This is a genomic window from Stenotrophomonas sp. PA-6-5C (genome assembly GCF_021605635.1).
Lineage (GTDB): Bacteria > Pseudomonadota > Gammaproteobacteria > Xanthomonadales > Xanthomonadaceae > Stenotrophomonas > Stenotrophomonas lactitubi.
Map to the genome: position 1 here is coordinate 1 of NZ_WKEE01000032.1, position 23,460 is coordinate 23,460.

26 protein-coding genes and 1 tRNA gene are annotated in these 23,460 nt (G+C 63.0%); 22 read left to right on the plus strand and 5 right to left on the minus strand.

Annotated features, from left to right (window positions below):
- The first annotated feature begins 185 nt into the window (after positions 1-185).
- The 12 genes from folP to GIW57_RS14250 all read left to right on the plus strand — a co-directional run bounded on the left by folP (position 186) and on the right by GIW57_RS14250 (position 11,915).
- On the plus strand, positions 186-1,082 hold the full coding sequence (gene folP, locus GIW57_RS14195; RefSeq protein WP_236511613.1) for a dihydropteroate synthase: 897 nt from the start codon (positions 186-188) through the stop codon (positions 1,080-1,082).
- The gene (miaA, locus tag GIW57_RS14200) at positions 1,082-2,035 is read left to right on the plus strand and encodes a tRNA (adenosine(37)-N6)-dimethylallyltransferase MiaA (protein ID WP_236511615.1); all 954 of its coding nucleotides are present in this window, start codon (positions 1,082-1,084) and stop codon (positions 2,033-2,035) included. Before folP ends, miaA begins: the two co-directional genes overlap by 1 nt.
- A 95-nt stretch (positions 2,036-2,130) precedes the next feature.
- Complete coding sequence (hfq, locus tag GIW57_RS14205; RefSeq protein WP_025878916.1) at positions 2,131-2,406, plus strand: RNA chaperone Hfq; 276 nt, start codon at positions 2,131-2,133, stop codon at positions 2,404-2,406.
- A gap of 14 nt (positions 2,407-2,420) precedes the next feature.
- On the plus strand, positions 2,421-3,731 hold the full coding sequence (hflX, locus tag GIW57_RS14210; RefSeq protein ID WP_236511618.1) for a ribosome rescue GTPase HflX: 1,311 nt from the start codon (positions 2,421-2,423) through the stop codon (positions 3,729-3,731).
- A 103-nt stretch (positions 3,732-3,834) separates the two neighbouring features.
- Positions 3,835-4,329 carry a nicotinamide-nucleotide amidohydrolase family protein gene (locus GIW57_RS14215; protein ID WP_088101362.1) on the plus strand — a complete coding sequence of 165 codons (495 nt, stop codon included), beginning with the start codon at positions 3,835-3,837 and terminating at the stop codon, positions 4,327-4,329.
- A 35-nt stretch (positions 4,330-4,364) separates the two neighbouring features.
- Entirely contained in the window at positions 4,365-6,047 is a 1,683-nt protein-coding gene (ubiB, locus tag GIW57_RS14220) for a 2-polyprenylphenol 6-hydroxylase (RefSeq protein ID WP_236511620.1), read from the plus strand.
- A gap of 115 nt (positions 6,048-6,162) precedes the next feature.
- Positions 6,163-6,798, plus strand: coding sequence for a transcriptional repressor LexA (lexA, locus tag GIW57_RS14225; RefSeq protein ID WP_089240271.1), 636 nt, complete (start codon positions 6,163-6,165; stop codon positions 6,796-6,798).
- Between the two features lie 201 nt (positions 6,799-6,999).
- The gene (gene recA / locus GIW57_RS14230) at positions 7,000-8,037 is read left to right on the plus strand and encodes a recombinase RecA (protein ID WP_025878921.1); all 1,038 of its coding nucleotides are present in this window, start codon (positions 7,000-7,002) and stop codon (positions 8,035-8,037) included.
- Positions 8,038-8,146: 109 nt separating this feature from the next.
- Positions 8,147-8,638 carry a recombination regulator RecX gene (gene recX, locus GIW57_RS14235; protein ID WP_099820106.1) on the plus strand — a complete coding sequence of 164 codons (492 nt, stop codon included), beginning with the start codon at positions 8,147-8,149 and terminating at the stop codon, positions 8,636-8,638.
- A gap of 105 nt (positions 8,639-8,743) precedes the next feature.
- Positions 8,744-11,392 (plus strand): alanine--tRNA ligase, encoded by a 2,649-nt coding sequence (gene alaS / locus GIW57_RS14240; protein WP_236511622.1) that lies wholly within the window; start codon positions 8,744-8,746, stop codon positions 11,390-11,392.
- A gap of 148 nt (positions 11,393-11,540) precedes the next feature.
- Entirely contained in the window at positions 11,541-11,744 is a 204-nt protein-coding gene (csrA, locus tag GIW57_RS14245) for a carbon storage regulator CsrA (protein ID WP_025878924.1), read from the plus strand.
- Positions 11,745-11,822: 78 nt separating this feature from the next.
- Positions 11,823-11,915, plus strand: a tRNA-Ser gene (locus GIW57_RS14250).
- Positions 11,916-11,957: 42 nt separating this feature from the next.
- Here GIW57_RS14250 and GIW57_RS14255 read toward each other — a convergent pair.
- The 4 genes from GIW57_RS14255 to GIW57_RS14270 are packed head-to-tail and all read right to left on the minus strand — an operon-like array spanning position 11,958 to position 13,920.
- Positions 11,958-12,206 (minus strand): AlpA family phage regulatory protein, encoded by a 249-nt coding sequence (locus GIW57_RS14255; RefSeq protein WP_191078893.1) that lies wholly within the window; start codon positions 12,204-12,206, stop codon positions 11,958-11,960.
- Between the two features lie 11 nt (positions 12,207-12,217).
- A complete protein-coding gene (locus GIW57_RS14260) occupies positions 12,218-13,009 on the minus strand; it encodes a hypothetical protein (RefSeq protein ID WP_236511624.1) in 792 nt (263 codons plus the stop codon).
- A complete protein-coding gene (locus GIW57_RS14265; RefSeq protein WP_236511626.1) occupies positions 13,002-13,586 on the minus strand; it encodes a phage N-6-adenine-methyltransferase in 585 nt (194 codons plus the stop codon). The genes GIW57_RS14260 and GIW57_RS14265 overlap by 8 nt, the downstream gene beginning before the upstream one ends.
- Complete coding sequence (locus GIW57_RS14270; RefSeq protein ID WP_236511628.1) at positions 13,579-13,920, minus strand: hypothetical protein; 342 nt, start codon at positions 13,918-13,920, stop codon at positions 13,579-13,581. Before GIW57_RS14270 ends, GIW57_RS14265 begins: the two co-directional genes overlap by 8 nt.
- A 309-nt stretch (positions 13,921-14,229) precedes the next feature.
- On the opposite strand from GIW57_RS14270, the gene GIW57_RS14275 reads away from it, so the two are divergent.
- Complete coding sequence (locus GIW57_RS14275; RefSeq protein WP_236511629.1) at positions 14,230-14,790, plus strand: hypothetical protein; 561 nt, start codon at positions 14,230-14,232, stop codon at positions 14,788-14,790.
- A gap of 30 nt (positions 14,791-14,820) precedes the next feature.
- Here the strand turns inward: GIW57_RS14275 and GIW57_RS14280 are convergent, their stop codons facing one another.
- Positions 14,821-15,309: a hypothetical protein gene (locus GIW57_RS14280; protein ID WP_236511631.1), complete on the minus strand. Its 489-nt coding sequence runs from the start codon at positions 15,307-15,309 to the stop codon at positions 14,821-14,823.
- A 240-nt stretch (positions 15,310-15,549) separates the two neighbouring features.
- Between GIW57_RS14280 and GIW57_RS14285 the strand changes: the two genes are divergently transcribed.
- From GIW57_RS14285 to GIW57_RS14320, 9 genes are all read left to right on the plus strand, one after another.
- Positions 15,550-16,221 (plus strand): phage major capsid protein, encoded by a 672-nt coding sequence (locus GIW57_RS14285; RefSeq protein WP_236511633.1) that lies wholly within the window; start codon positions 15,550-15,552, stop codon positions 16,219-16,221.
- Positions 16,218-16,511, plus strand: coding sequence for a hypothetical protein (locus tag GIW57_RS14290; protein WP_236511635.1), 294 nt, complete (start codon positions 16,218-16,220; stop codon positions 16,509-16,511). Before GIW57_RS14285 ends, GIW57_RS14290 begins: the two co-directional genes overlap by 4 nt.
- 1,238 nt (positions 16,512-17,749) lie before the next feature.
- A complete protein-coding gene (locus tag GIW57_RS23705) occupies positions 17,750-17,881 on the plus strand; it encodes a hypothetical protein (RefSeq protein WP_268927391.1) in 132 nt (43 codons plus the stop codon).
- Positions 17,882-17,942: 61 nt separating this feature from the next.
- Positions 17,943-18,788, plus strand: coding sequence for a HEAT repeat domain-containing protein (locus GIW57_RS14295; protein WP_236511637.1), 846 nt, complete (start codon positions 17,943-17,945; stop codon positions 18,786-18,788).
- Positions 18,779-19,597 (plus strand): hypothetical protein, encoded by an 819-nt coding sequence (locus GIW57_RS14300; protein ID WP_236511639.1) that lies wholly within the window; start codon positions 18,779-18,781, stop codon positions 19,595-19,597. Before GIW57_RS14295 ends, GIW57_RS14300 begins: the two co-directional genes overlap by 10 nt.
- Complete coding sequence (locus GIW57_RS14305) at positions 19,594-20,295, plus strand: YIP1 family protein (RefSeq protein WP_236511641.1); 702 nt, start codon at positions 19,594-19,596, stop codon at positions 20,293-20,295. Before GIW57_RS14300 ends, GIW57_RS14305 begins: the two co-directional genes overlap by 4 nt.
- Complete coding sequence (locus tag GIW57_RS14310; protein WP_236511642.1) at positions 20,292-21,509, plus strand: efflux RND transporter periplasmic adaptor subunit; 1,218 nt, start codon at positions 20,292-20,294, stop codon at positions 21,507-21,509. The genes GIW57_RS14305 and GIW57_RS14310 overlap by 4 nt, the downstream gene beginning before the upstream one ends.
- Positions 21,509-22,204, plus strand: a complete 696-nt coding sequence (locus GIW57_RS14315) for an ABC transporter ATP-binding protein (protein ID WP_236511644.1) — start codon at positions 21,509-21,511, stop codon at positions 22,202-22,204. Before GIW57_RS14310 ends, GIW57_RS14315 begins: the two co-directional genes overlap by 1 nt.
- On the plus strand, positions 22,197-23,426 hold the full coding sequence (locus tag GIW57_RS14320; RefSeq protein ID WP_236511646.1) for an ABC transporter permease: 1,230 nt from the start codon (positions 22,197-22,199) through the stop codon (positions 23,424-23,426). The genes GIW57_RS14315 and GIW57_RS14320 overlap by 8 nt, the downstream gene beginning before the upstream one ends.
- The last annotated feature ends 34 nt before the right edge of the window (positions 23,427-23,460 follow it).

Consider the following 23,460-nt stretch of genomic DNA (forward strand, 5'->3'; position numbering starts at 1 on the left):
GGGGTGTCCGCGGCATGGATGCCGCGGCCAAGCCCCAGGGATGGGTTTACGGCGTCCCCCGCAGCCGGACCCACCCCGCCATCCCACGGAAACCCGCTGTTGCTGTGGCTTGCGCCCTGGCCTCTGCGGGTGCAGGGCGCAGCCCTGCCGCCGTAAACTAAGCTTCGTTGCCCGCAGGATCTGCCATGTTCGATATCTCTCCCCAGCTCGATTGCGCCGGCCGCATCCTGCGCCTGGACCGTGCGCGGGTCATGGGGATCGTCAACGTCACCCCGGATTCGTTCTCCGACGGCGGTGCCCATGACACCACCGAAGCGGCGGTCGCGCATGGCCTGAAGCTGGTGGAGGAGGGCGCCGACCTGCTCGACATCGGCGGCGAATCCACCCGCCCGGGTGCCGCGCCGGTGTCGATCGATGAGGAGCTGCGTCGTGTCGTCCCGGTCATCGAGCAGCTGGCGGCGCGCACGGCGGTGCCGATCAGCATCGACACCTTCAAGCCCGAGGTGATGCGTGCCGCAGTCGCTGCAGGCGCCGGGATGATCAACGACATCTTCGGCCTGCGCCAGGAGGGTGCGTTGGAGGCGGCGGCAGACACTGGCGTGCCGGTGGTGCTGATGCACATGCAGGGCGAGCCGGGCCACATGCAGGCCGACCCGCAGTACGACGATGTCTTCACCGAGGTGCATGGCTTCCTGGTGCAGCGCTTGTTCGCTGCCGAGATGGCCGGCATCGCCAAGAAGAATCTGCTGATCGATCTTGGCTTCGGCTTCGGCAAGACCACTGTGCACAACATCACCCTGCTGGCCCGCTCCGAGCGCTTTCTCGAGCTGGGCGTGCCGATGCTGGCCGGGCTGTCGCGCAAGCGCAGCCTGGGCGAGCTGACCGGTCGCGAGTCACCAGAAGAGCGCGTCGCTGCGTCGGTGGCCGCACACCTCATCGCCGCCCAGCGCGGTGCCCGTATCGTGCGAGTACACGACGTTGCAGCCACGGTCGATGCGTTGAAGGTCTGGCAGGCGGTCGACGCGGTGCCCGCTGTCCGGGTGGATGCCAAGCCGACCCTCCGCTGGCCGGACGAAGACTGATGGCAGTCGATCAGCGGCCGCTGGCGATCGCCGTGATGGGGCCGACCGCCAGCGGCAAGACCGCGACCGCGATCGCGCTGGCGCAGCGGCTGGATGGCGAAATCGTCAGCGTCGATTCGGCGCTGGTCTATCGCGGGCTGGATATCGGTTCGGCCAAGCCTGATGCTGCCGAACGCGCGCAGGCACCGCACCACCTGCTGGACCTGCGCGATCCCTGGCAGACCTATTCGGCCGCCGAGTTCGCCGCCGACGCCGGCCGCGTGGTGGCCGACATCGTCGCCCGGGGCAAGACGCCGATCCTGGCAGGCGGCACGGGCCTGTACTTCCGTGCGCTGCTACAGGGGCTGTCGCCGATGCCGGAGGCCGACCCGGCGATGCGCGACGCGTTGAGCGCCGAGGCCACCGAGCGTGGCTGGGCGGCCCTGCATGCCGAACTTGCCACCGTCGATCCCGCCGCCGCCGCACGCATCCATGCCACCGACCCGCAACGTATCCAGCGGGCGCTGGAGGTCTACCGCCTGACCGGCACGCCGATCAGTGAATGGCAGCGTCGTCCCGGCGTCGCGCCGTTGCCGGTGCGTACATTGAAGCTGATCCTGGCGCCGCGCGACCGCGCCGTGCTGCACCAGCGCATCGAGGCGCGCTTCGACGCTATGCTCGCCCAGGGCTTTCTCGACGAAGTGCGCTCCCTGCGTGGGTTGCCGGAAATGCGGTCGGTTGCCGCGCCGCTGGACCTCCCGGCCGTCCGCGCGGTCGGGTATCGCCAGGCCTGGGAGTACCTGGACGGCGAGGGGGACCAGGCCCGCTTCCGTGACAAGTCCATTTTCGCCACCCGGCAACTGGCCAAGCGCCAGCTGACCTGGCTGCGCGGCGAGCTTGATGCACGCTGGTTCGACCCCCATATGGATAGGGAGCGCCTGGCAGGCGCGGTGTCGACCTTCGTTGCACGCTGAACCGACGCTGGCCGTGTACCATCATGGGCCGGCAAGCGGCTCGGGTGCCGCGGCAACGGCCGGCTACCAATAAGAACAATAATCAGGAGTGTGCAATGTCCAAGGGGCAATCGCTGCAGGATCCTTTCTTGAATGCACTGCGGCGCGAACGCGTGCCGGTTTCGGTGTACCTGGTCAACGGCATCAAGCTGCAGGGCACGATCGAATCGTTCGATCAGTTCGTGGTCCTGCTGCGCAACACCGTCAGTCAGATGGTCTACAAGCACGCCATTTCCACCGTGGTGCCGGCGCGCAACGTCAAGGTCGGCCCGGGTGGTGGGTACGTGCAATCAGGTGAGGATGGTCAGGCGGGTGATGAAGCAGACGAATGATGTTGGAGCGGTGAATGTTTGACCGCTCGAAAAAGGGCGAACACGCCCTGTTGATCCAGCCGCATTTCGGCAAGCTGGAAGACGATGTGCTGGAAGAATTCGGTGATCTGGCCCGCTCGGCTGGGGCCAGCATCGCGGTGACCATCACCGCGCGCCTGGATCGCCCCAATCCATCGACCCTGCTTGGCAGCGGCAAGCTGGATGAGATCAAGGCCGCCGCCGAAGCAACCGGCGCGGATCTGATCCTGGTCAACCACGCGTTGAGCCCGGGTCAGGAACGCAATCTGGAGCGCTTCCTGGAGCGTCGGGTGATCGACCGTACCGGTCTGATCCTGGACATCTTTGCCCAGCGAGCGCGCAGCCATGAAGGCAAGTTGCAGGTCGAGCTGGCCCAGCTGCGCCATATGGCGACCCGCCTGGTTCGTGGCTGGACCCATCTGGAGCGCCAGCGTGGTGGTTCGATCGGCCTGCGCGGCCCGGGTGAAACCCAGCTGGAAACCGATCGTCGCCTGCTGCAGAAGCGGGTTGAACAGCTGCAGAAGCGGCTGGAAAAAGTCGAAGTACAGCGCACCCAGATGCGCCGTGCGCGTGTGCGCAGCGAATTGCCGCGCGTGGCCCTGGTGGGCTACACCAATGCCGGCAAATCGACCTTGTTCAATGCGATGACCGGCGCCGAGGCCTATGCGGCTGACCAGTTGTTCGCGACCCTGGATCCGACCGTGCGCCGGATCGCCGTGCCCGGTGGCAACGTCGTGCTGGCCGATACGGTTGGTTTCGTGCGCGACCTGCCGCATGACCTGGTGGCGGCCTTCCGCTCGACCCTGTCTGAAGCGCGGGAAGCGGATTTCCTGCTGCACCTTGTCGATGCCGCCGATCCGCACCGCGAGGAGCGCATCGCCCAGGTCGACGAAGTGCTGACCGCCGTCGGTGCCGGTGACCTGCCGCAGCTGCTGGTGTTCAACAAGATCGACCGCATCGAGGGTGCCGACGTGCGCCACGATGGCCAGGACGGCGTGCCGGACGAATCGCGGCGTGAGCGGGTGTGGATTTCCGCACGCGACGGGCAGGGCATCGAGCTGTTGCAGGCCGTGCTCGGCAAGCGCTTGGGTCTGCAGCACGTCACCGGCGAGCTGCGCCTGCCGCCCGGTGCCGGCCGTCTGCGCGCGCGCCTGCACCAGCTGGAAGTGGTCCGCAGTGAACAGGCCGATGAAGAAGGCTGGCTGTTGCAGGTCGATCTTCCCATCGCCGAGGCCGAGAAGCTGGCGGCCAGCGCCGATGGCGAGCCGATCCGGGCCCTGCTGCCGGAAAAGCTGCCCGAATGGTGAGGTAGTGCCGGCCGCTGGCCGGCAGTTCCTGCGGCCCCGTGCCGCGACACCACGTTGCGATCTGCGGTACAACGTGCAGGTTCTTCACCTTTCAGCTACCCCGATGTCCTTCCCGACCGACGCCGAACTCAACGCCCAGGCCGCTGCGCTGGGCCAGCGCCTGCAGCAGGCTTCACTGCAGCTGGTGACTGCTGAAAGCTGCAGCGGTGGCTGGATCGCCAAGTGCATGACCGACATCGCCGGTTCTTCGGCGTTCTTCGACTGCGGCATGGTGGTTTACAGCTACGAAGCCAAGCAGCGCCTGCTCGGTGTGCGCGCGCAGACACTGGAACAGTTCGGTGCGGTCAGCCGCGAAGCCGTGCTGGAGATGGTGTCCGGAGCGCTGGTCAATTCCGGTGCCGGCATCGCGGTGGCCGTGACCGGTATCGCAGGGCCGGGCGGTGGCAGCCCGGACAAGCCGGTCGGCAGTGTCTGGATCGGCTGGAAGCGCCGCGGCGGCTATGCCCGTGCCGAATTGTTCCAGTTCGACGGTGACCGTGAAGCCATCCGCCGGCAGACCGTAGCGGCGGCATTGCACGGTATCGACGCCCAGCTGTGACATGCTGCTCCGGCAATCAACCGGAGTAGGCAACGATGTGGGAGACGCTGGGCACCGTCCGTGACCTTGGTAGGCTGCAGGAAATCGCCGCCGTCCTGATCCGCTACGGCTTCGGCGACGTCGTGCGGCGCATCGGCCTGGCCACGGTACTGGAACGTACCGGCCGCCTGCTGCACTGGAACGAGGAGCGGCAGGAGATGCTGCGGATGACCGCGCCAGTGCGCGTGCGCAGCGCCCTGCAGGAGCTTGGGCCGACCTTTGTGAAGCTGGGCCAGGTGCTCGCCACCCGCGTCGATCTGCTGCCGCCGGACTGGATCGCCGAACTCTCCGAGTTGCAGAACGCGGTCCCTGCATTGCCCTACGAGAAGATCCGCGACCAGCTGGAGGCCGACCTCGGTGCGCCGCCGTCGCAGGTGTTCGCCTTCCTTGATGAAACCCCGATGGCGGCTGCTTCATTGGCCCAGGCCCACCGTGCGCGGCTGCGGGACGGCCGCGAAGTGGTGTTGAAGGTGCGCCGCCCCGGTATCCGTGACGTGGTTGAAGCCGATCTGCGATTGCTGGCACGGCTGGCCGAGATCGTCGAAGCACGCCTGCCGGACCTGCGCCGCTACCGGCCTGCCGAGGTGGTGCAGCAGTTCACCGTATCGCTGCGGCGCGAGCTGGATTTCGCCGCGGAGTGCCGCAACGCCGAGCGCATCGCGCGCAACTTCGAGGGCCGTGACGACATTCTGATTCCGGCGGTGCACTGGCAATGGACCTGCGAAAGCCTGAATGTCCAGGATTTCGTCGACGGCATTGCCGGCCGTGATCTGGCCGGTGTCGATGCAGCCGGCCTCGACCGCCGTGAACTGGCCCGCCGTGGTGCCGACATCGTATTGAAGATGGTGCTGGAGGACGGCAGCTTCCACGCCGATCCGCACCCGGGCAACATCATCTACCTGCGCGACGGCCGCATCGGCGTGATCGATTTCGGCATGGTCGGTGCCTTGTCGGAGGTACGCCGTTTCCAGGTCGCGCAGCTGCTGCATGGTCTGGTGGAACAGGACCCGCAGGGGGTGGCCGATGTGCTGCTGGACTGGGCGGGGGGCGTGGAGGTGGACGAGAACCGGTTGCAGCACGACATCAGCCTGTTCGTCGACCAGTACCGTGGCGTGCCGCTGAAGGACCTGCGCATCGGCCTGATGCTGGGCGACATCACCCAGCTGCTGCGCAGCTACAACCTGACCCTGCCGGCGGATCTGGCATTGATGATCAAGGCCTTCCTGACCCTGGAGGGCATGGGCCGCCAGTTGGACCCCGATTTCGACATGGCCAGCGCCGCGCGACCGTTCCTGGAGCGGGTGGTACTGCAGCGCTATGCGCCGCAGGCGCTGTTCAAGCGCGGCCGACGCAGTCTGCTGGGCATGATCGACTTTGCCGGTGAGTTGCCGCGGGATCTGCGCAAGCTGGTCCAGGCTGCGCGCCGTGGCCGCCTGCAGCTGAAGGTCGAGACCAGCGCGCTGCAGGGCTTCGGCGACCAGGTCAATCGCGCCGCGAACCGGCTGGTGATGGGCATCGTCACTGCGGCCCTGATCATCGGCTCTTCGATCGTGATGCACAGCGTAGGCGGCGTCTCCAGCCGCTGGCTGCTGGCGCTGGGCGTGTGCGGTTTCATCGGCGCAGGGTTCTGCGGGGTGTGGATCCTGTTCTCGATCTGGCGCAGCGGTAAACACACCTAGATGTGTACTGCGGAATCGCGCAGCGATTCCTGTAGAGCCGACCGCTGGCCGGCTGCTTTCACCTTGTCGCCCACGGCACTTGCAGTCCGGAGTGTTAGTAGTAATACTACTAACCATGGACCTGACCGACACCCAGCAGGCGATCCTGCAGTTGATCGCCGAGCGTATCGAGAGCGAAGGGGCACCTCCTTCGCAGACTGAAATCGCACGTGCCTTCGGCTTCAAGGGGGTGCGTGCAGCGCAGTACCACCTGGAAGCGCTGGAGCAGGCGGGGGCGATCCGTCGCGTTCCGGGCCAGGCACGCGGCATCCGCCTCGTGCAGGCGCCACCGGTGGAGAAGGTTGCCGAGCCGGGCCTGCCTGACAGCGTCCTGCGCCTGCCGATCCTGGGTCGGGTCGCGGCAGGTCTGCCGATCGGCGCCGACATCGGCTCGGATGATTTCGTGGTGCTGGACCGGGTGTTCTTCTCGCCGGCGCCGGACTACCTGCTGAAAGTGCAGGGCGATTCAATGATCGATGAAGGCATCTTCGACGGCGACCTGATCGGCGTGCACCGCACCCGCGACGCCCATTCCGGGCAGATCGTGGTGGCGCGCATCGATGACGAGATCACCGTCAAGTTGTTGAAGATCGCCAAGGACCGGATCCGCCTGCTGCCGCGCAATCCCGACTACAAGCCGATTGACGTGCTTCCGGACCAGGATTTCTCGATCGAGGGCCTGTACTGCGGGCTGCTGCGACCAAACCGTTGACGATTCACCCTGTAATTCCCGCGGTCTTTTGTGGCGATTCTCTGGTTCTGCTGAGGTTGGTACGGATGTCCGATAATTTTTTTCCGAACGCCGGGCAGAATCTCAGCCTGTGCGATACGCCAGCCTTAAAGTGAACCCATGGCCAAGAAGACTTCCAAAGACAGCACCTCCAACGACGTGACCTCTGCAAGGACCAATCCGATGGACGAGAACAAGAAGCGCGCCCTCGCTGCAGCTCTGGGCCAGATCGAAAAGCAGTTCGGCAAGGGCTCGGTGATGCGCATGGGCGACCGTGTGGTCGAGCCCGTCGAGGCGATTCCGACCGGTTCTCTGATGCTGGATATCGCACTGGGCATTGGTGGCCTGCCCAAGGGCCGCGTGGTTGAAATCTACGGACCGGAATCCTCCGGCAAGACCACCTTGACCCTGCAGGCCATCGCCGAGTGCCAGAAGCTGGGTGGTACGGCTGCCTTCATCGATGCCGAACACGCACTGGACCCGATCTACGCTGGCAAGCTGGGCGTCAACGTCGATGATCTGCTGCTGTCGCAGCCGGATACCGGTGAGCAGGCGCTTGAAATCGCCGACATGCTGGTCCGCTCCGGCTCGGTGGACATCCTGGTGGTCGACTCGGTCGCCGCGTTGACCCCGAAGGCCGAAATCGAAGGCGAGATGGGCGACCAGCTGCCGGGCCTGCAGGCTCGCCTGATGAGCCAGGCGCTGCGCAAGCTGACCGGCAACATCAAGCGTTCGAACACCCTGGTGGTGTTCATCAACCAGTTGCGCATGAAGATCGGTGTGATGATGCCGGGCCAGAGTCCGGAAGTGACCACCGGCGGTAACGCGCTGAAGTTCTATGCCTCGGTGCGCCTGGACATCCGCCGTATCGGTGCGATCAAGAAGGGCGACGAGATCATCGGCAACCAGACCAAGATCAAGGTCGTCAAGAACAAACTGGCGCCGCCGTTCAAGCAGGTCATCACCGAGATCCTGTACGGCGAAGGCATCAGCCGCGAAGGCGAACTGATCGACATGGGCGTGGAGGCCAAGCTGGTCGAGAAGGCCGGTGCCTGGTACAGCTACGGTGAAGAGCGCATTGGCCAGGGCAAGGACAACGCTCGTGGCTACCTGCGCGACAACCCGCAGGTTGCCGCGAAGCTCGAGGCCGAGCTGCGCGAAAAGTTCCAGCCGACCGAAGCCGTCCGTGAGGAAGGCGAAGACGAAGGCGACGACGAGTAAGGCTTGCTGTGGGGCAGGGCGGCGCCGTCAGTGACGTCGCCCTGTCCTGCAGATTCGGTTTCCCCGACGGGGGACGCGCCAGGGACGGCGCATTTGATTGAAGGCGAGCATGAACGATTCCGACGCCCCGGAACCCGGCCGCAAGCGCCGTGTACGCGAACAGACCCCCGTCCAGCGTGCCCTGGGGTTGCTGGTACGGCGGGAGCATTCGCGCAAGGAGTTGACCCGCAAGCTGACCTCCCGGGGTATCGAGGGCGAGGCGGCGCAGGCCGCGGTCGACAAGCTGACCGAGGCTGGCTGGCAGGACGACACCCGGTTTGCCGAAAATCTGGTGCGCATGCGCGCCAATACCGGCTACGGCCCCATCCATGTGCGTGCCGAACTGGGCACCCATGGACTGGACAGCGAGCAGATCGCTGCCGCCATGGAGACCTTTGAAGGCGACTGGACGGAGAACGCCCGGGATCTGGTCCGTCGCCGCTTCGGTGAGGCTGGCCCGCAGGACCTGGCGCAGCGTCGCAAGGCCGCCGATCTGCTGGCCCGCCGGGGCTTCGATGGCGACAGCATCCGCCGTGCGACCCGTTACGATCCGGACGACTGAGACTGATGGCGCCGGGCCTGATACCCTTTGGGGTTTCGGCGGTCCGTTCGACCCTGGCCACTGCGGCCGGCGGCACGGGCCCCGGCCCGCAGACTGCCAGCCCCCATGAACGCATCCGCCAAATTCACGACATCCCAGATCCGCAGCGACTTCCTTGAGTTCTTCAAGGGCAAAGGCCACACCATCGTGCCGTCGGCGCCGCTGGTGCCGGGCAACGATCCGACCCTGCTGTTCACCAACTCCGGCATGGTGCAGTTCAAGGACGTGTTCCTGGGCGCGGAGAAGCGCAGCTACGTGCGCGCGGCCGACGTCCAGCGCTGCCTGCGTGCCGGTGGCAAGCACAACGATCTCGACCAGGTGGGCTACACCGCCCGCCATCACACCTTCTTTGAAATGCTGGGCAACTGGTCCTTCGGCGATTACTTCAAGAAGGATGCGATCGCCTGGGCCTGGGAGCTGCTGACCCAGGTCTGGAAGCTGCCCGCCGAGCGCCTGCTGGTCACGGTCTACCAGACCGACGACGAGGCCTACGCGCTGTGGCGCGACATGATCGGCATTCCGGAAGAGCGCATCGTGCGCATCGGCGACAACAAGGGTGCGCCGTTCGCCTCGGACAACTTCTGGCAGATGGCCGATACCGGTCCGTGCGGTCCGTGCACCGAGATCTTCTACGACCATGGCGACCATATCGCCGGTGGCCCGCCGGGCTCGCCGGACGAGGACGGTGACCGTTTCATCGAGATCTGGAACCTGGTGTTCATGCAGTTCGATCGCCAGCAGGACGGCACGCTGATGCCGCTGCCGGCGCCGTGCGTGGATACCGGCATGGGCCTGGAACGCCTGGCCGCGATCCTGCAGCACGTGCATACCAACTACGAGATCGACCTGTTCCAGGCGCTGATCCGCAAGGCATCGGAGTTGACCGGCACCGCCGATCTGGAGAACAAGTCGCTGCGGGTGATCGCCGACCACATCCGCGCCTGTTCGTTCCTGATCGTCGATGGCGTGCTGCCGTCCAACGAAGGCCGCGGCTACGTGCTGCGCCGGATCATCCGCCGCGCACTGCGACACGGCTGGATGCTGGGCGTGCGCCAGCCGTTCTTCAGCAAGCTGGTGCCGACCCTGGTCGAGCAGATGGGCGAGGCCTACCCGGAACTGCCGGCGCAGGTCGATACCGTCGTGCGTGCACTGCAGGCCGAAGAAGAGCGTTTCGCCGAAACCCTCGATTCGGGCATGAAGATCTTCGACGACGTTGCGGCCAAGGTCAGCAATGGCGTGATCCCGGGCGTGGACGCGTTCCGCCTGTACGACACCTACGGCTTCCCGCTCGACCTGACCCAGGACATCGCCCGCGAGCGTGACCTGACCGTGGACATCGACGGCTTCAACGCCGCGATGGAGACGCAGCGCGAGACCGCGCGTGCGGCCGGCAAGTTCGGCGGTGGCGTGACGCTGTCGGCCGATCTGGTCGCCACGCTCAAGCCCACCGTCTTCCTCGGCTATGACCGCCTGCAGGCCGACGGCCTCAACGTGGTCGCGATCCTCAAGGATGGCCGCCCGGTGGACGCTGCCCAGGCCGGTGACGAGGTCATCGTGCTGACCAGCCAGACCCCGTTCTACGCCGAGTCCGGCGGCCAGGTCGGTGACACCGGCACCTTGTCCGCTGCCGGCGTGCAGGTGCAGGTGAGCGACACCCAGAAGTTCGCGGGCCAGTTCCATGGCCACGTCGGCAAGCTCACCCAGGGCAGCCTGAAGATCGGTGACGTGCTGTCCGGCCAGGTCGATGGCGAGCGCCGTGGCGCCACCATCCTCAACCACTCGGCCACCCACCTGCTGCATGCTGCCCTGCGCGAAGTGCTGGGCACCCACGTGCAGCAGAAGGGCTCGCTGGTGGCGCCGGACCGCCTGCGCTTCGACTTCTCGCATTTCCAGCCGATCAGCGCCGAGGAACTGGCGATCATCGAGCGCAAGGTCAACCAGCAGGTGCGCGCCAACAACGCCGCCGAAGTGCACAACATGGGCATGCAGGAAGCGCTGGACTTCGGCGCGATGGCCCTGTTCGGCGAGAAGTACGGCGAGAACGTGCGCGTGCTGAAGATGGGTGACTACTCCACCGAGCTGTGTGGTGGTACCCACGTCAACCGGACCGGTGACATCGGTCTGTTCAAGATCACCTCCGAGGGCGGCGTATCGGCCGGCGTGCGTCGTATCGAGGCCGTCACCGGCCAGGGCGCGCTGGACTACGTGGATGCCGAGGAGGCGCGCCTGGCCGAGGCCGCGGAACTGCTGGGTGGCAGCGCTGCCGACGTGGTCGAAAAGATCCGTGCGCTGGGCCTGCGCCAGAAGCAGCTGGAGCGCGAGCTGGAGGCCGTGAAGGCCAAGGTCGCTGCCGGCGCCACGGCTGATCTGTCCGGCCAGGCCGTCGAGGTCGCCGGCGTGAAGGTCCTCGCCGTCCGCCTGGAAGGCTTCGACGCCAAGGCCCTGCGCGATGCCATGGACCGCCTGAAGCAGCAGCTGGGCAACGCGGTGATCGTGCTGGCCGGTGCCCAGGACGGCAAGGCAGCCCTGGTCGCGGGCGTGAACGGCAGTGCAATGGGCAAGGTCAAGGCCGGGGAACTGTTGTCCCATATCGCCGGTCAGATCGGGGGCAAGGGCGGCGGACGCCCGGACCTCGCCCAGGGTGGTGGTGAGGACGGGCCCGCCCTTGCCACCGCGCTGGCTGCGGTCGTCGAATGGGTCAGCCCCCGCCTGTGATGAACCCCTGCCGTCCCCCTCCTTGTAGGAGCGGGACGGCTGACGGTACCATTGCGAATCTTTTCCCTTTGTCGTGGGCGCGCTTCTTGACGGAGCGTCAAGCCGGTGGGGGATACCCTTCCACACGGTTCCATGGAGACTTAAAAAAATGTTGATCCTGACTCGCCGCGTCGGCGAAACCCTGATGATCGGTGACTCGGTGAGCGTCACCGTGCTTGGCGTCAAGGGTAACCAGGTGCGTATCGGCATCACTGCGCCGAAGGACGTCGCTGTGCATCGCGAAGAGATCTACCAGCGCATCCAGCGTGGTGACGAAGCCGGCAGCACCGGTGGTGAAAATTCTGCGGAATAAGGCTTTACCTTCGCGCGTGATTAACGTTATGATTCACGCCCCGCTGAGGTGCAACGCACCAGACGCGGAGAAAACCCCGGAGCGATGCCCGAGCGGCTGAAGGGGCTCCCCTGCTAAGGGAGTATAGGGTCAAAAGCTCTATCGAGGGTTCGAATCCCTCTCGCTCCGCCAAGTTCAGAACTAAGCCACTGGAAACAGTGGCTTTTTTCTTTTCTACGCCGCTTGCCCCATGTTTTCACCCACATTCTGTGGATTCGTCACTTCGGCGATAAAGCGGTCGATGTCCTCTTTCAACCATACCGCACGCGCTCCGATCTTGTACGAGTGCGGGAAGGTGCCTTCCTTCATGCGTCGATAGATTGAAGACTGGCCGAGGCTGGTACGCACGGCGACAACCTCAATCGGTTGCAGGTCAGCGTGCAGTTCGGCGACGGTGATTTCGCGAATGTTCTTCGGCGGCATGTTGTCCTCCTTCAGTTCGTGGCCAGCGCAGCGCGCAGCTGCTCGGTGGCCTGGTTTGCGGCGTCGCGCAGGCGCTGGATTTCCTCGGCCTGCTCGATGATTCGATCCGCGGCGACGGCCAGCTGCTCGCGCAGCACATCCTTGGCCGGCTGCTTCATGCGGCGCGGTTCGTAGGGGAAAAGCTGGGCGGTCATGCAAACAGGTCCAGTTGGCCCGGGCAGCGCCGGCCGAGTGGCCGCGACGGCCAAGGGCGCGGGCCTTATGCGGATCAGGCACTCTCCCTCGCCACGCATCTGCCACGGTCTGCCGGCGATGGGCACAAGGTCGTGGCAGCCACCACTACCGCCCACGCGGTCCTTGATCTTCACCTGGTAGTAGTCCCTGCCGCCGAACTGTGTGTGGTGCCCGGGATGCGGCCGCACAGCCCGCACTTCATCTTCGTAGTTCCACGACCCTTCCAGATCGCGGTCCATCGAGAGAACCTGATCGCCAACTTCGAACGGTTCCAGGCTGTCGACTTCGCCGTGCGCAGACTTCTGGACCGGAGGGAAGAAGTCGCGGATGGGGAAGAAAAGCCCGCGGCCGTTAGCGTCAGTGAACTCGGCAATGGGGAAGTAGGCAACGGCGATGCCGCCATCCCGAACCAGGTAGAAGGCAGTACCGCACGGGGTCGGCCCGGCCGCCTCGTGCTTCCGCAGCGACTGGCGCGACCAGCCGCTTTCCAGCAAGTCGAGGACGACACGCTCTGCGAGATCCATTCCGATCTCCCGGTGCATCACGCGTTCGCGCTGTGTGTCAGCCATGAGCGCACCTCCGCCAGCACCAGCGCAGCCATGCGCGCGCGGCGCGGTATGCCTGCCGGGCCAGCCAGAAGGCGCCGGCCACCAGCAGGAACAGCGACCCGGCGATGCCCCACGTCAGCGCGGTGGTGAGCAGCTGGTCAGCCATGGGCGGGCTCCTTTTGGAACACCAGCAACAGACAGTCGACGGGACTGTTGTGGCCTTTGCCGGTGTGCTCGGGAAGTTCAAAGCTCGGACGGCCTTTGAAGAATCTGACGGTTGCTCCGAGATCCAGCGCGTGATGGAACCAACCAACGTTCGTGCGGGGACGAGGAACACGGCCACCTCTGCCTGCACGGCCAAGTCAATGAAGGGGCGGATGTTGGACCACGGCGGGTTGCAGAAGACACGCTGACCTGCCCAGCTAATAGGGGCCTCGGCAGTTGAGGCGACCGGCAACAGGCCATTCCCTGGCTCGCTCGCCCCATCCATCGTGAAGCCGAACTCTGCGTTTAGGGCGTCGAACATGCCGCGTGGCGTACGCCAGTTTTGCTTGCGCCCCTTGCCGTACCAGTCGATGTAGGATTCGCCGTCAGCCATTGCCCACCGCCTGGCTGTCGAGCAGGGCGTGCTCGGCGCAGTTCGCGCGGCTGTTGGCATACGCCCGGACCTCACTGGCGGATTCAAGGAACTCGGTGTCCTTGGTCGAGTTAGCAATGGTCCTGAGCGACCTCGCCGCAGCCAGCAGTGCGCCACGCGTGCGTTGCAGAACCAGGGCGTCAGCTTGTGCTGCCCGCCAGAACGGCTCCAGCCAGTGACCAGCCGGCGGCAGCGTGTGACCCTGAGCGCCAACCCATAGCGTGCCCGTGATCGAATCAGCAACGCGCGAGCGGATGCCTGCCGGATCGGCGTCGAGCGAGTAGGGCAGGTCCACTGCCTGCGCGGGCGGGGCGGCGATAGTCGGACACGGCCCCTCATGGCACTCTGCCAACGTGCATGCCCAGCCGCTCGGTGGCAGAGCGCAGCGCTCGACCGGCAGGATGGACCACGCGTCCTCGTTTTCAGCTGCAAGCGCCTCGGCATCGGCGCGACGAACCAGCCAGAGTGCGGCCGACCTGTCAGCGGTCCACTCGGAGCCTACCTGCCCCCACGCCATGTATTTCTCGCCGCTGCCGTTAGAGACTGCGAACCCACCGCTGCAGACCGGCTCCGCCACCGGCTGGCGGGCGGCGATCCGAAGCGCATGGGTGAGGCTTACGACCGGATGCAGGGTGAGCTGCAGTGGCTTGGCCAGCAGCTGGGTCGTGAGGCGCCTGGCTTCGATCCACTGAGTGCTCACCCGGACCTGGCCGGCCGCGTCACCTCGGGCGACATCACCCGCGACGTGGCCCTGGAGCTTGCCCAGCACCGCCACACCGGCCAGCTGCAGCAGAGCCACACGCAGGCGCAGCAGGATCGGCAGCAGCAGGACGTGCAGTACCAGCAGGGCATCGCGTCGGTGCAGCAGCTGGGCGCACAGCTCCGCGCGAGCGACGCACAGTTCGACCAGAAGCTGGCGCTGCTGACGCCCAGCATTGAGCTGATCCAGCGCACACTGCCGCCGTCGCAGTGGCAGACCGAGATCCACCGTGCGTACCTGGCCCTGCCGGCCACCGCCATCGCTGCTCCCGCTGCTGCAGCACCTGTGGCCCGGAACGCGCCCAACCCGATCAGGGCGAACTCTGCCGCACCGGTGGCGCCGCAGATCACGCCCGAAAACGCGTTTGATCTTGGGGTGCAGGCCGCGAAGGCGCGCGGGCAGTAAAGAAAAAGGGGCCTTTCGGCCCCTTTCTCTTTAATCGACCTTCGGAATGGAAACCACGTTGAAAAGTGGTTCATCCCCGATCTGGCGACCATCCGGCCGAACGAGCCACGCCGACCATTCAGTGAATCGCCGGCGGCATCCAGAAAGACCGTTTCCCTTGCTCCAGACTCCATCGAGACCGAACACAGCATCGCCATTCCCGTGCTGGGAGTAGATTGCGAACGAATCCCCGATGATGATCGAGGCGTTCCAGTTTCCTTGCTGCCGATCCACGGTGGCCTCGATGCCGGGCACACGGATCTCGACCTGGTATTCCCCACCCACATAGGTGACGGTTCCTATGTCCCGGGGGAAGAAAACGCCGGTGTGTTCGCCTGTCAGACAGATAGCGGAAAGGCTGCCGCCCTGGCCATGGTTGGCGTCGACTGACATGAACCACTGGCCCTTGTTGATGTAGAAGCGTCCTGCTGGCACTTCCGATGCTTCGGCCACAAAGAACGCAGTTACGGGAAAGCTCATTCCATTGCCCCTTTTTGATATAGCCGGCTTGCCCCGGCTCTCCGAATGTACCCGGGGGATCGCCCATTGACGCGCCCACCAGCGCTGGCATCTTGACCACCGAGCGGCACACCAGCCGCCCCGCGTGTGACGTAAGCCGGGTTCGCCGCCGGTAGCGCTGTAACGAGCTTCGCGCCCTCGGAACGCGGAAAGAACCTCAGCCCTCGCGGGCTGGCCATCTTTCCTTCCGAGGCCATTCCTATGCCGCTTACCGCTGCGCAGATGGTGTCTGGTGCCAATACCCAGCTCCAGACCTATGCGACCAACGACCCGGTCGACCAGTTCACCACCCAGCGCCCGCTGGCCAACTGGCTGATCCAGAACCGCCAGGATTCGATCTTCGGCAACGGCGTCTTCAACGAGAAGATCCGCTACACGAACGACTCGAACTACCAGAACTACACCGGTGACGACCAGGTCACCTACAACCGCAAGAAGACCGTGCGTCTGGCGCCGTTCCAGGCGTATGAGGCCTTCGACGGCTTCACTCTCAACGAGACCGAGCTGGCCAACAACGGCATCATCCTCACCGATGACCGCAACGCGGTGATGACCGAAGCCGAGAAGATCCAGATCGTCAACATCCTCCAGGAGAACTGGACCACCCTGAAGGATGGTTTCCAGGAGAACTGGGACATCGAGGTGCACCTGGACGGTGCCACCAACCCGAAGGCGGTTCCGGGCTTGGACGCGCTGGTCAGCACCACCCCGGCAGTGGGCACCGTCGGCGGCATCGATCGCGCGGCCACCACGTACTGGCGCAACTGGGCCGATATCGGCATCAGCACTGCCACCGCCGGCAACCTGATCTCGCATCTGGAAACCCTGTGGCGCAAGTCCATCGCCTACGGCAAGTTGGGTGGGGGCGTATGAGCATGGAAGCCCAGCCGAGCCAGGACGGCCGCATTCGCATCTCCCTGGGGCCGGTTGAAAAGTGGATTGTTGGCGTCTTCACCAGCTTCACGATCGCCGGTGGCATCTGGTTGGTCGGCTCTATGCAGGCCGTGCTCACCCAGCAGCAGGTCACGAACCAGCAGATGACCACGGTCCAGCAGCAGCTGCAGACCATCGACACCCAGCTGGCGGACGTGCCGGCGCTGAAGCTCGAACTGGCCAAGCAGCCGTGCAGGTCGAGCAGAACAAGCAGGACATCCGCGAGCTGAAGCAGCTCACTCGATGCTCCCCGCGACAAGTTGGAAGATCGCTTCTTCGTCCTGCACCGCTCTGGCTCCGGTGCACGCCCAGGCCGTCGCTGGCCGACCTTCAATTCAAGAAGACCCCGATGAGGCCAGAAGGCACGACATGGGCTGTATGAGGTGGCAGCAGCCCTGTGTGCCTGTATGTCAGAGCAGGGTGGATGACCTTCTACCGCACTAAGGGCGTTTCGGTTCTTCCGCGACCTGGACCCACAGTCGTCGGCGCCAGCCCGGGAAGACATCTTTAACTCCACCAATAGAGGCGCATCCCAGATTGGTCAACACAAGGGAATGTTGTGGGCGTTGGTTGCGATCCTGGGCCGTTTAATCGGAGCATGCAGTCCGACGCCAAAGGTCGCCCTGCCAGTTGGAATAAGAAGTGGGGCTTACTTCGGGAAGGGCAGGGGGGGCGATGCCGACCCCACACCTGGCCGGCGCTTCGCCGATCTGCCGGCACATCTTTCGTTGAAGCCGTCGAATCGCTGAGATGGTCGCCAAGGTTGGCCATACGTATGCGACGCAAACAGTCAAGTGGCGTCATTGCCCAAGGCTCGAAGTCAGAAGCGCTGAGAGGCAGTTCATCGCGATGTCGCCTTTGACAACAGGGTGGCTGTACGGCGTACACGCAGTGTAGACGCGGGATGCTTGGTTCTTGCTTCGGAGGCAGATCGTTGACGCGTCCGAGCAATTGCATGATGTCTTCGGACAGTTGCTAAGAGACTCCTGCAGTTAACGCTGGGCGCCGGCAAGCCGCCGCCACTGCAAAGAACCCGGTGGCGGTCACCAGCACAGGTATCAACTAACAGGATGCACTCTGCCATAGCGACGCCGACGAGTTACAAACGGCTGGCCTAATTTGACAGTTCCGCGGCTCTGCAAAGCCACTGTTCTTGAAAGCAGCAGTAGATACACCTTCTTGGTGGTGGACCTGTCGTAAGTGGACGCTAGGTAGTAGTTGAAAGCTCCTGTCCAGGCGCCAGAGAAAAGAGCTGTGACACTGCGAACCTTCTTGCGCGTGAACGTGCTGAACATCAATGGTCCCTAGGGAGGGCGGGCAGCGTCCCGAACTTGTGGCGCGTTGCGTCGCGTCTTATTCGGAAAATGTCGCTAATGAACATTGAGGTTTCTGAGGTCGCGATGCTACGGTCAGGTCGCGCTCAGGGTCTTGCGCGCGTTTACAACCTGCAGTGATAAGGAGAATCGATATGAAAATCACGCTCCCGGCACTCGCATTGGCTGTCGTTCCCGCTGGATTTGGTGATCCCCAAGCTGTAGCTCCGGTATTCGTTGCAATCGTTGCCCTTGATCTCATTCTCTACGCAGGCGATCTGCACTGAGGGTAGCGTGCGCTGCGTGACGTCAGTCGCGCAGCGCTCCTTGAAACGAGCTTCCAGAGCAATGGGCATCATCATGTTTCCCAACGAAGGTATGGGCCGGTTGCAGGCTGCATTGAACGACACCAGAAATGCAGAGGGCGAACTGCTATCTCTGGTTCCAATGATTGCTGAAATCGCTGCTGGGAACAGCTGTGCGCAGTTCTTCGCTGACTATTTCTATCGCCATAACAAGGGGCAATCGGCTCTTGATAGGGTTGGAAACCTGCTTCCGATTCTCGACGAAAACGGCTACTCGGTTGCACTGGGCGTGGAGGCTGCTGGGCGCACCCGCCCGCGGGAAATGTGCAGTGTTCCGCAGGACTGTGTCATCGCTCTAGTAAGTGAATGCTGCGTGCATTTGGAAGTCTTTCGCAGCCCTTATGGAGAGCAGGGGGAGCTTGAAGACAGCCGCGCTGTGGAGAACGGCTATACCGAGGTGCTGAAGCGTGGCTGCGCTCTGTTCCTGGATGGGAAACGCGACCATATAGTGGCCTGGTCAAAGCGGGCGTACGTAACGTTGGTCGTAAGCCGACAGGCGTTCGGTCGGCACTTGATAACCCGCCACGACTCGCAGACCGGTCAGGCAATCTATGCCACGGCGGCCAGTCAGCACCTCTCTCGCTTGCAGCATGCTTGTGAATACATCGCGAATTTCGGCGATGTGAAGTTGATCCCGGTGCTCCAGAAGCTCTTGCGCCACCCGGCACATTTCATTCGGTGGAAGGCCATCGAGGCACTCCTGAACGTCGACCTCGACATTGGCTTGCGCGCTCTGGATGCGCTGCGCGACGATCCGCACCCACACATCATGGCTGCCGCGAACACAGCGTGGACGCAACTTCAGCAGGGCAACACGGCATGCCGCTGATCAATGCCGCCACTGACGAAATGATGGATCTGCAGAGCTTCTGCGATTGGGTGGAAGCCCAAGATCCCCTTCGCTTGCAGAATATCGCCACGTGGCCCGAACTCTGGAAGAATTTTCATGCGCTGCACAATACACCCGGCCTGTTTTGTAGCTTCCTAGCTGATGAGCTTGAGCAAGAACTGGCATCGTTTCAGAGCGACAACCGTTACAGCGGCCAAAGCTTCATTCTGGCGCGGCGTAGTGGATTCTATCTTAGGGTAAATCTATGGCCTGCTGCCGACGATCCGTTCGCTGACGTAAATCGGGGACATTTTGATCGGTTCTATGTCTACGGTAGCCAGTATGCACACGATCACAACTTTGACTTCCTGACCATCGGCTTGCATGGTCCTGGATATCAGACGGATTTGTGGACCTATGACAATGCCAGCGTCGCGGGCAGTGTTGGCGAGCAGGTTGCATTGACCCCGCAGGGGCGGCAGCGCCTTGCACCCGGAACCATGCTGCTGTTTCGCAAGAGTGTGGATGTCCACGCTCAGTGGCCGCCAGAAACGCTGTCGGTTTCGCTGAACTTTATCCCTGAAGTCACTCCGGTATCCGAGCAGTACCTCTTCGACATACATGCCGGTCGCATCGCCAGCATTGAAGAGTTGCTTCCCTCTACCCGGAACCTTGAAGTACTGGTCCGTGAGCTAGGCGATTCCCGAATGAAATCCCATTTTGAGCAGATGAAATCTGAACTTACAAAGCAAAAAGAGGCTCGGCGGGCCGAGCGCGGACTGAATGGAAATTCTGGAGGATCAGCATGACGATTGCCGGAGCTAGGGTCTTGGGTGATCTGGTGCTCGCGCCGCAGCAGGCATGGGACCAGATCAGTCACAAGGGAAAGTCGGTACTGCCTTTGCTGCTCCTGGTCGTGGCAACGGTCGCTGCGTGGTCGGCCTACTTCGCAACGGTAGATATTGCTTGGTTGCAGGACCGACTGCTGGCCGAGTCCAGCGGCTTGAGTGGCCAAGAGCTCCAGCTGATGCATGATTTAATGGGACGAGGCCTTCTTGGCTTGGTCACCATCGTCTCGTCTCTGGTGATCGCAATTGCCGTCATACTGCTGACCGCAATCTATCTGAGCCTCGTCGCGCGATTTCAATACGTTGAGCGCGTTGGCTCGTCCTGGTTCGTTTTCGCTGCGTGGCTGACCGTGCCTGATTCGTTCGCACTGTTGCTGACGGCCATGCGGTCTGTGCTCGGCGGTTCTCACCAGATTCTTCCGGAGTCAGCCAATCCGTTGGCATTGGCCCAGTTGGTGGGTCTATCTGCAGACAGTCCCTGGCTTGCGCTGGCTGGTGCAGTGGGCATCCAGACGCTGTGGGCCGTCGTGCTGTGTGCCATTGGTGTTTCGCGCTGGATGAAGCTCAGTGCGCTGCGAGCAGTGATCATTGCAACCACGCCGATAGTGCTGATCTACGTCGTCTGGGCAATCATGGTCCTGGCGGGAATTGGCGTATGACGCGACGCCATCTTGCAGCAGGTATCGTGCTGGCGGTTGCAGTGGGCAGTCTGGGACTGTCGATGCACAAACGTGGCGCGCCGCCCCAGGTTGAGTTGGAAGTCGTCTCCCCGCGCGCCTTGCGCGCCACTGTGCTGGGCTCTGGCACATTCGACTTCCAAGATGCCGCCGCTCTCTCGCCGCAGGTAATAGGTCGCGTACGCGAGGTTATGGTCAAAGAAGGAGACGCTGTCCAGCAGGGGCAGCTTGTAATGATTCTTGATCAGGAGGCGCAGAAGGCTGAAGTCGAACAGCGTGTGTCCCAGGTCCGCCAGAAGCAAGTGGATATCCAGCTGCAGGAGGCTATGCTGAGGCTCAGGCAGCAGCAGGCCCGGCGTAGTGCGGAGCTCGTTGCTGACCGCTTGGTTGACGTCGCAAGCGACGAAAAAGTGCAGCATGAAGCCGAGCTGGCGCGTTTGAAGCTCGCTGCCAGTCAAGAGGAGCTGCGCCAGTCGAAGGCCGCTCTGGCGCAGGCAAACGAGAGCCTGTCAAAAACTCTAATCCGCGCGCCGATTAGCGGTGTGGTGACCACAGTCGCCTTGAAGGTAGGCGAGACCGCAGTGCCGAGTTCCAATGGAATCGTCGGTTCCAATCTGATGACCATTTCCGATCTCTCCACTATGACTGCCACCATCAAGGTGGATGAAATGGATGTCGCTCGGGTAGAGTCAGGGCAGACAGCAAGGGTTTTTGCCGGCTCGGCCGTGGACAAGGCGATCACTGGCGTCGTGGAGAGGATCGCGCTGGCGCCGCCACGGAAAGGCACGGATCTCAATACTACCGAACGTAGTTACGAAGTGGAGATTTCACTGCAGGAAGGTGATCATGGTTCGTTGCGCACAGGCATGAGTTGTAGAGCTGAGATACTCGTGGATGAGGGGCGTGAGCCAATTGCTGTTCCAGTGCAGGCCGTCCTGACAGGGACCGTGGAAGATGCCGACGAAACTTCGCATCGCGACAGGAAGCGACACCGCCGTCAGTATGTGCTGGTGGAGTTGGGGGGTACTGTACTTAGGCGCTACGTGGAATCAGGACTGTCCGACGACACATACGTCGAGATCGTCTCAGGGCTGGAGTCTGGAGAACGTGTGGTGGTCGGGCCGGGCAAAGTCATGCGGCATTTGCGTGACAACCAGTCAGTCAGGGCCAAGCTCGCCGGTTCCGGTGCGCCATGATGCATCCGACCCTGCAGTTGAGATCGGTGCACAAGTACTACGACATGGCGGGCGAGAATCTGCACGTACTACGCGGAATTGATCTGCAGATCAGTGCGAATGAGTACGCCGCGATCATCGGTCATTCTGGCTCTGGAAAGTCAACGCTGATGAACATACTTGGTTGCTTGGATCGCCCGACAGAGGGGCAGTATCTACTTGGCGGACAGGATGTGTCAGCCTTGGACGAACCAGCCCTGGCCAGAGTTCGTAACGAGCGAATTGGCTTCGTCTTTCAGAGCTTCAACCTGATGCCGCGTGAATCGGCTCTCAGTAACGTTGCCCACCCGCTTCGATACCGTGGCATGGCGCGCAGTGAACGGGAAGAGCGCGCGATGAATGCGCTGCAGAAGGTTGGACTCTCCGAGCGCGCTTGGCACCTGCCGAGCCAGCTGTCAGGGGGGCAGCGTCAGCGCGTGGCCATAGCCCGAGCTCTATGCGGAGAGCCCAGCATCCTCCTGGCGGATGAGCCGACCGGAAATCTTGATGCATCCACTACCGAAGAAATAGTGGGCTTGTTTGATGTGCTCTGGCGGGAGGGTAGCACGATCGTGATGGTTACCCATGAGCAGGACATAGCCCAACGATGCCAGCGCAGAATCCGCATCGAGAACGGATCCATCAGCAGCGATTGCCGGAGTTCATCACATGGCTGAGCTTCTCCTCATTCTTGAGAACGCCTTAAAAAGTATTCGTGCGCATGCACTCCGCAGCCTGTTGACGGTACTGGGGATCATCATTGGTGTCGGATCTGTCATTGCCGTCGTGTCAATTTTCCAGGGTATGGCGGCATCAATCACAGAGCAGTTTGCTGGTCTCGGTGCCAACAGTCTGAGCGTGCGTGCTGAAACCTCGTTCGAGGACCAGCTGCAGGGCCGTCGTAGTCGTATCTCTCTCCTTGACTTCCAACAGCTGCAGGATAGCGTGCAGTACTTGGCTGAAATCTCACCCACGCTCGACGTAATGGGTGACTATGGCGGAACCGTCAGTGCCGGTCGTGTAGAGGCATTCACCCGGGTAATTGCGAGTTCGCCTTCTTACCAGCACTCGCGTCAGGTCTATCCCCGCTTGGGGCGCTTCATTACCGAAGCGGACAATGACTCGCGCCGGAGAGTATGCGTGATTGGAGAGGCCCTGCGGAAGAATCTGAATCTGCGCGAGAATCCCCTGGGCGATTATATCCGCATCGACTCGGAATGGTGCAAGGTGGTCGGTGTCATGGAGGAGCGGGGCGAGGTATTCGGCTTCAGCCAGGATGACTTTGTCTTGGTACCTTTCTCAACCGGGCTGGCGCTTGTGCGTGACGTTGCACAGATCGACCTGCGTATCGACCTCCACGTACGGGATCGCACGAATATTGAACTCGTAAAGCAACGCTCAGAGCAGGCGCTTCGTCGGTCAAGGCGTTTGAGCAACGATGTTGCGGATGACTTCAGGGTCGAAACTCCAGATCAGCTGGGAGACTCGCTCAAGACCATTATCAATTTGGTGAGCACTGTATTTGCAGGGGTGGTCGGGATCTCATTGCTGGTCGGTGGAATCGGAATCATGAACATCATGCTGGTTTCCGTCACCGAGCGAACCCGTGAAATCGGCATCTGCAAGGCGCTGGGCGCAACGTCACGCTCGATTCTGCTGCAGTTTCTTGGGGAAGCGATGGTGCTGAGCGCTATAGGCGGACTGATAGGCGTGGTGATCGGCTACGCAGGAGGGGCGCTAGCTTCGGCGTTGATTCCCGGGCTGCCCGCGGCTGTAGTGCCATGGTGGGCGGTGATTCTATCAGTTGCGTTCTCTGGGTTGGTGGGGGTGATATTTGGAATTATTCCCGCCGCAAAGGCTGCCCGGCTCGATCCTATTGAGGCGTTGCGTTACGAGTAGCGAGATCAATCAGGCGGCGGCTGGCGACATCTGC

Bases quoted from the DNA above. Each gene is read 5' to 3' on its own strand.
- GIW57_RS14315 (WP_236511644.1), top strand. From the start codon at position 21,509: ATGCATCCGACCCTGCAGTTGAGATCGGTGCACAAGTACTACGACATG.
- GIW57_RS14285 (WP_236511633.1), top strand. From the start codon at position 15,550: ATGCCGCTTACCGCTGCGCAGATGGTGTCTGGTGCCAATACCCAGCTC.
- GIW57_RS14255 (WP_191078893.1), bottom strand. From the start codon at position 12,206: ATGCCGCCGAAGAACATTCGCGAAATCACCGTCGCCGAACTGCACGCT.
- GIW57_RS14260 (WP_236511624.1), bottom strand. From the start codon at position 13,009: ATGGCTGACACACAGCGCGAACGCGTGATGCACCGGGAGATCGGAATG.
- GIW57_RS14280 (WP_236511631.1), bottom strand. From the start codon at position 15,309: ATGAGCTTTCCCGTAACTGCGTTCTTTGTGGCCGAAGCATCGGAAGTG.
- GIW57_RS14300 (WP_236511639.1), top strand. From the start codon at position 18,779: ATGCCGCTGATCAATGCCGCCACTGACGAAATGATGGATCTGCAGAGC.
- GIW57_RS14290 (WP_236511635.1), top strand. From the start codon at position 16,218: ATGAGCATGGAAGCCCAGCCGAGCCAGGACGGCCGCATTCGCATCTCC.
- miaA (WP_236511615.1), top strand. From the start codon at position 1,082: ATGGCAGTCGATCAGCGGCCGCTGGCGATCGCCGTGATGGGGCCGACC.
- hfq (WP_025878916.1), top strand. From the start codon at position 2,131: ATGTCCAAGGGGCAATCGCTGCAGGATCCTTTCTTGAATGCACTGCGG.
- csrA (WP_025878924.1), top strand. From the start codon at position 11,541: ATGTTGATCCTGACTCGCCGCGTCGGCGAAACCCTGATGATCGGTGAC.
- GIW57_RS14295 (WP_236511637.1), top strand. From the start codon at position 17,943: ATGGGCATCATCATGTTTCCCAACGAAGGTATGGGCCGGTTGCAGGCT.
- GIW57_RS14265 (WP_236511626.1), bottom strand. From the start codon at position 13,586: ATGGCTGACGGCGAATCCTACATCGACTGGTACGGCAAGGGGCGCAAG.
- ubiB (WP_236511620.1), top strand. From the start codon at position 4,365: ATGTGGGAGACGCTGGGCACCGTCCGTGACCTTGGTAGGCTGCAGGAA.
- recA (WP_025878921.1), top strand. From the start codon at position 7,000: ATGGACGAGAACAAGAAGCGCGCCCTCGCTGCAGCTCTGGGCCAGATC.
- hflX (WP_236511618.1), top strand. From the start codon at position 2,421: ATGTTTGACCGCTCGAAAAAGGGCGAACACGCCCTGTTGATCCAGCCG.
- folP (WP_236511613.1), top strand. From the start codon at position 186: ATGTTCGATATCTCTCCCCAGCTCGATTGCGCCGGCCGCATCCTGCGC.
- GIW57_RS14310 (WP_236511642.1), top strand. From the start codon at position 20,292: ATGACGCGACGCCATCTTGCAGCAGGTATCGTGCTGGCGGTTGCAGTG.
- GIW57_RS14275 (WP_236511629.1), top strand. From the start codon at position 14,230: ATGGGTGAGGCTTACGACCGGATGCAGGGTGAGCTGCAGTGGCTTGGC.
- GIW57_RS14320 (WP_236511646.1), top strand. From the start codon at position 22,197: ATGGCTGAGCTTCTCCTCATTCTTGAGAACGCCTTAAAAAGTATTCGT.
- alaS (WP_236511622.1), top strand. From the start codon at position 8,744: ATGAACGCATCCGCCAAATTCACGACATCCCAGATCCGCAGCGACTTC.
- GIW57_RS23705 (WP_268927391.1), top strand. From the start codon at position 17,750: ATGAAAATCACGCTCCCGGCACTCGCATTGGCTGTCGTTCCCGCTGGA.
- lexA (WP_089240271.1), top strand. From the start codon at position 6,163: ATGGACCTGACCGACACCCAGCAGGCGATCCTGCAGTTGATCGCCGAG.
- recX (WP_099820106.1), top strand. From the start codon at position 8,147: ATGAACGATTCCGACGCCCCGGAACCCGGCCGCAAGCGCCGTGTACGC.
- GIW57_RS14215 (WP_088101362.1), top strand. From the start codon at position 3,835: ATGTCCTTCCCGACCGACGCCGAACTCAACGCCCAGGCCGCTGCGCTG.
- GIW57_RS14305 (WP_236511641.1), top strand. From the start codon at position 19,594: ATGACGATTGCCGGAGCTAGGGTCTTGGGTGATCTGGTGCTCGCGCCG.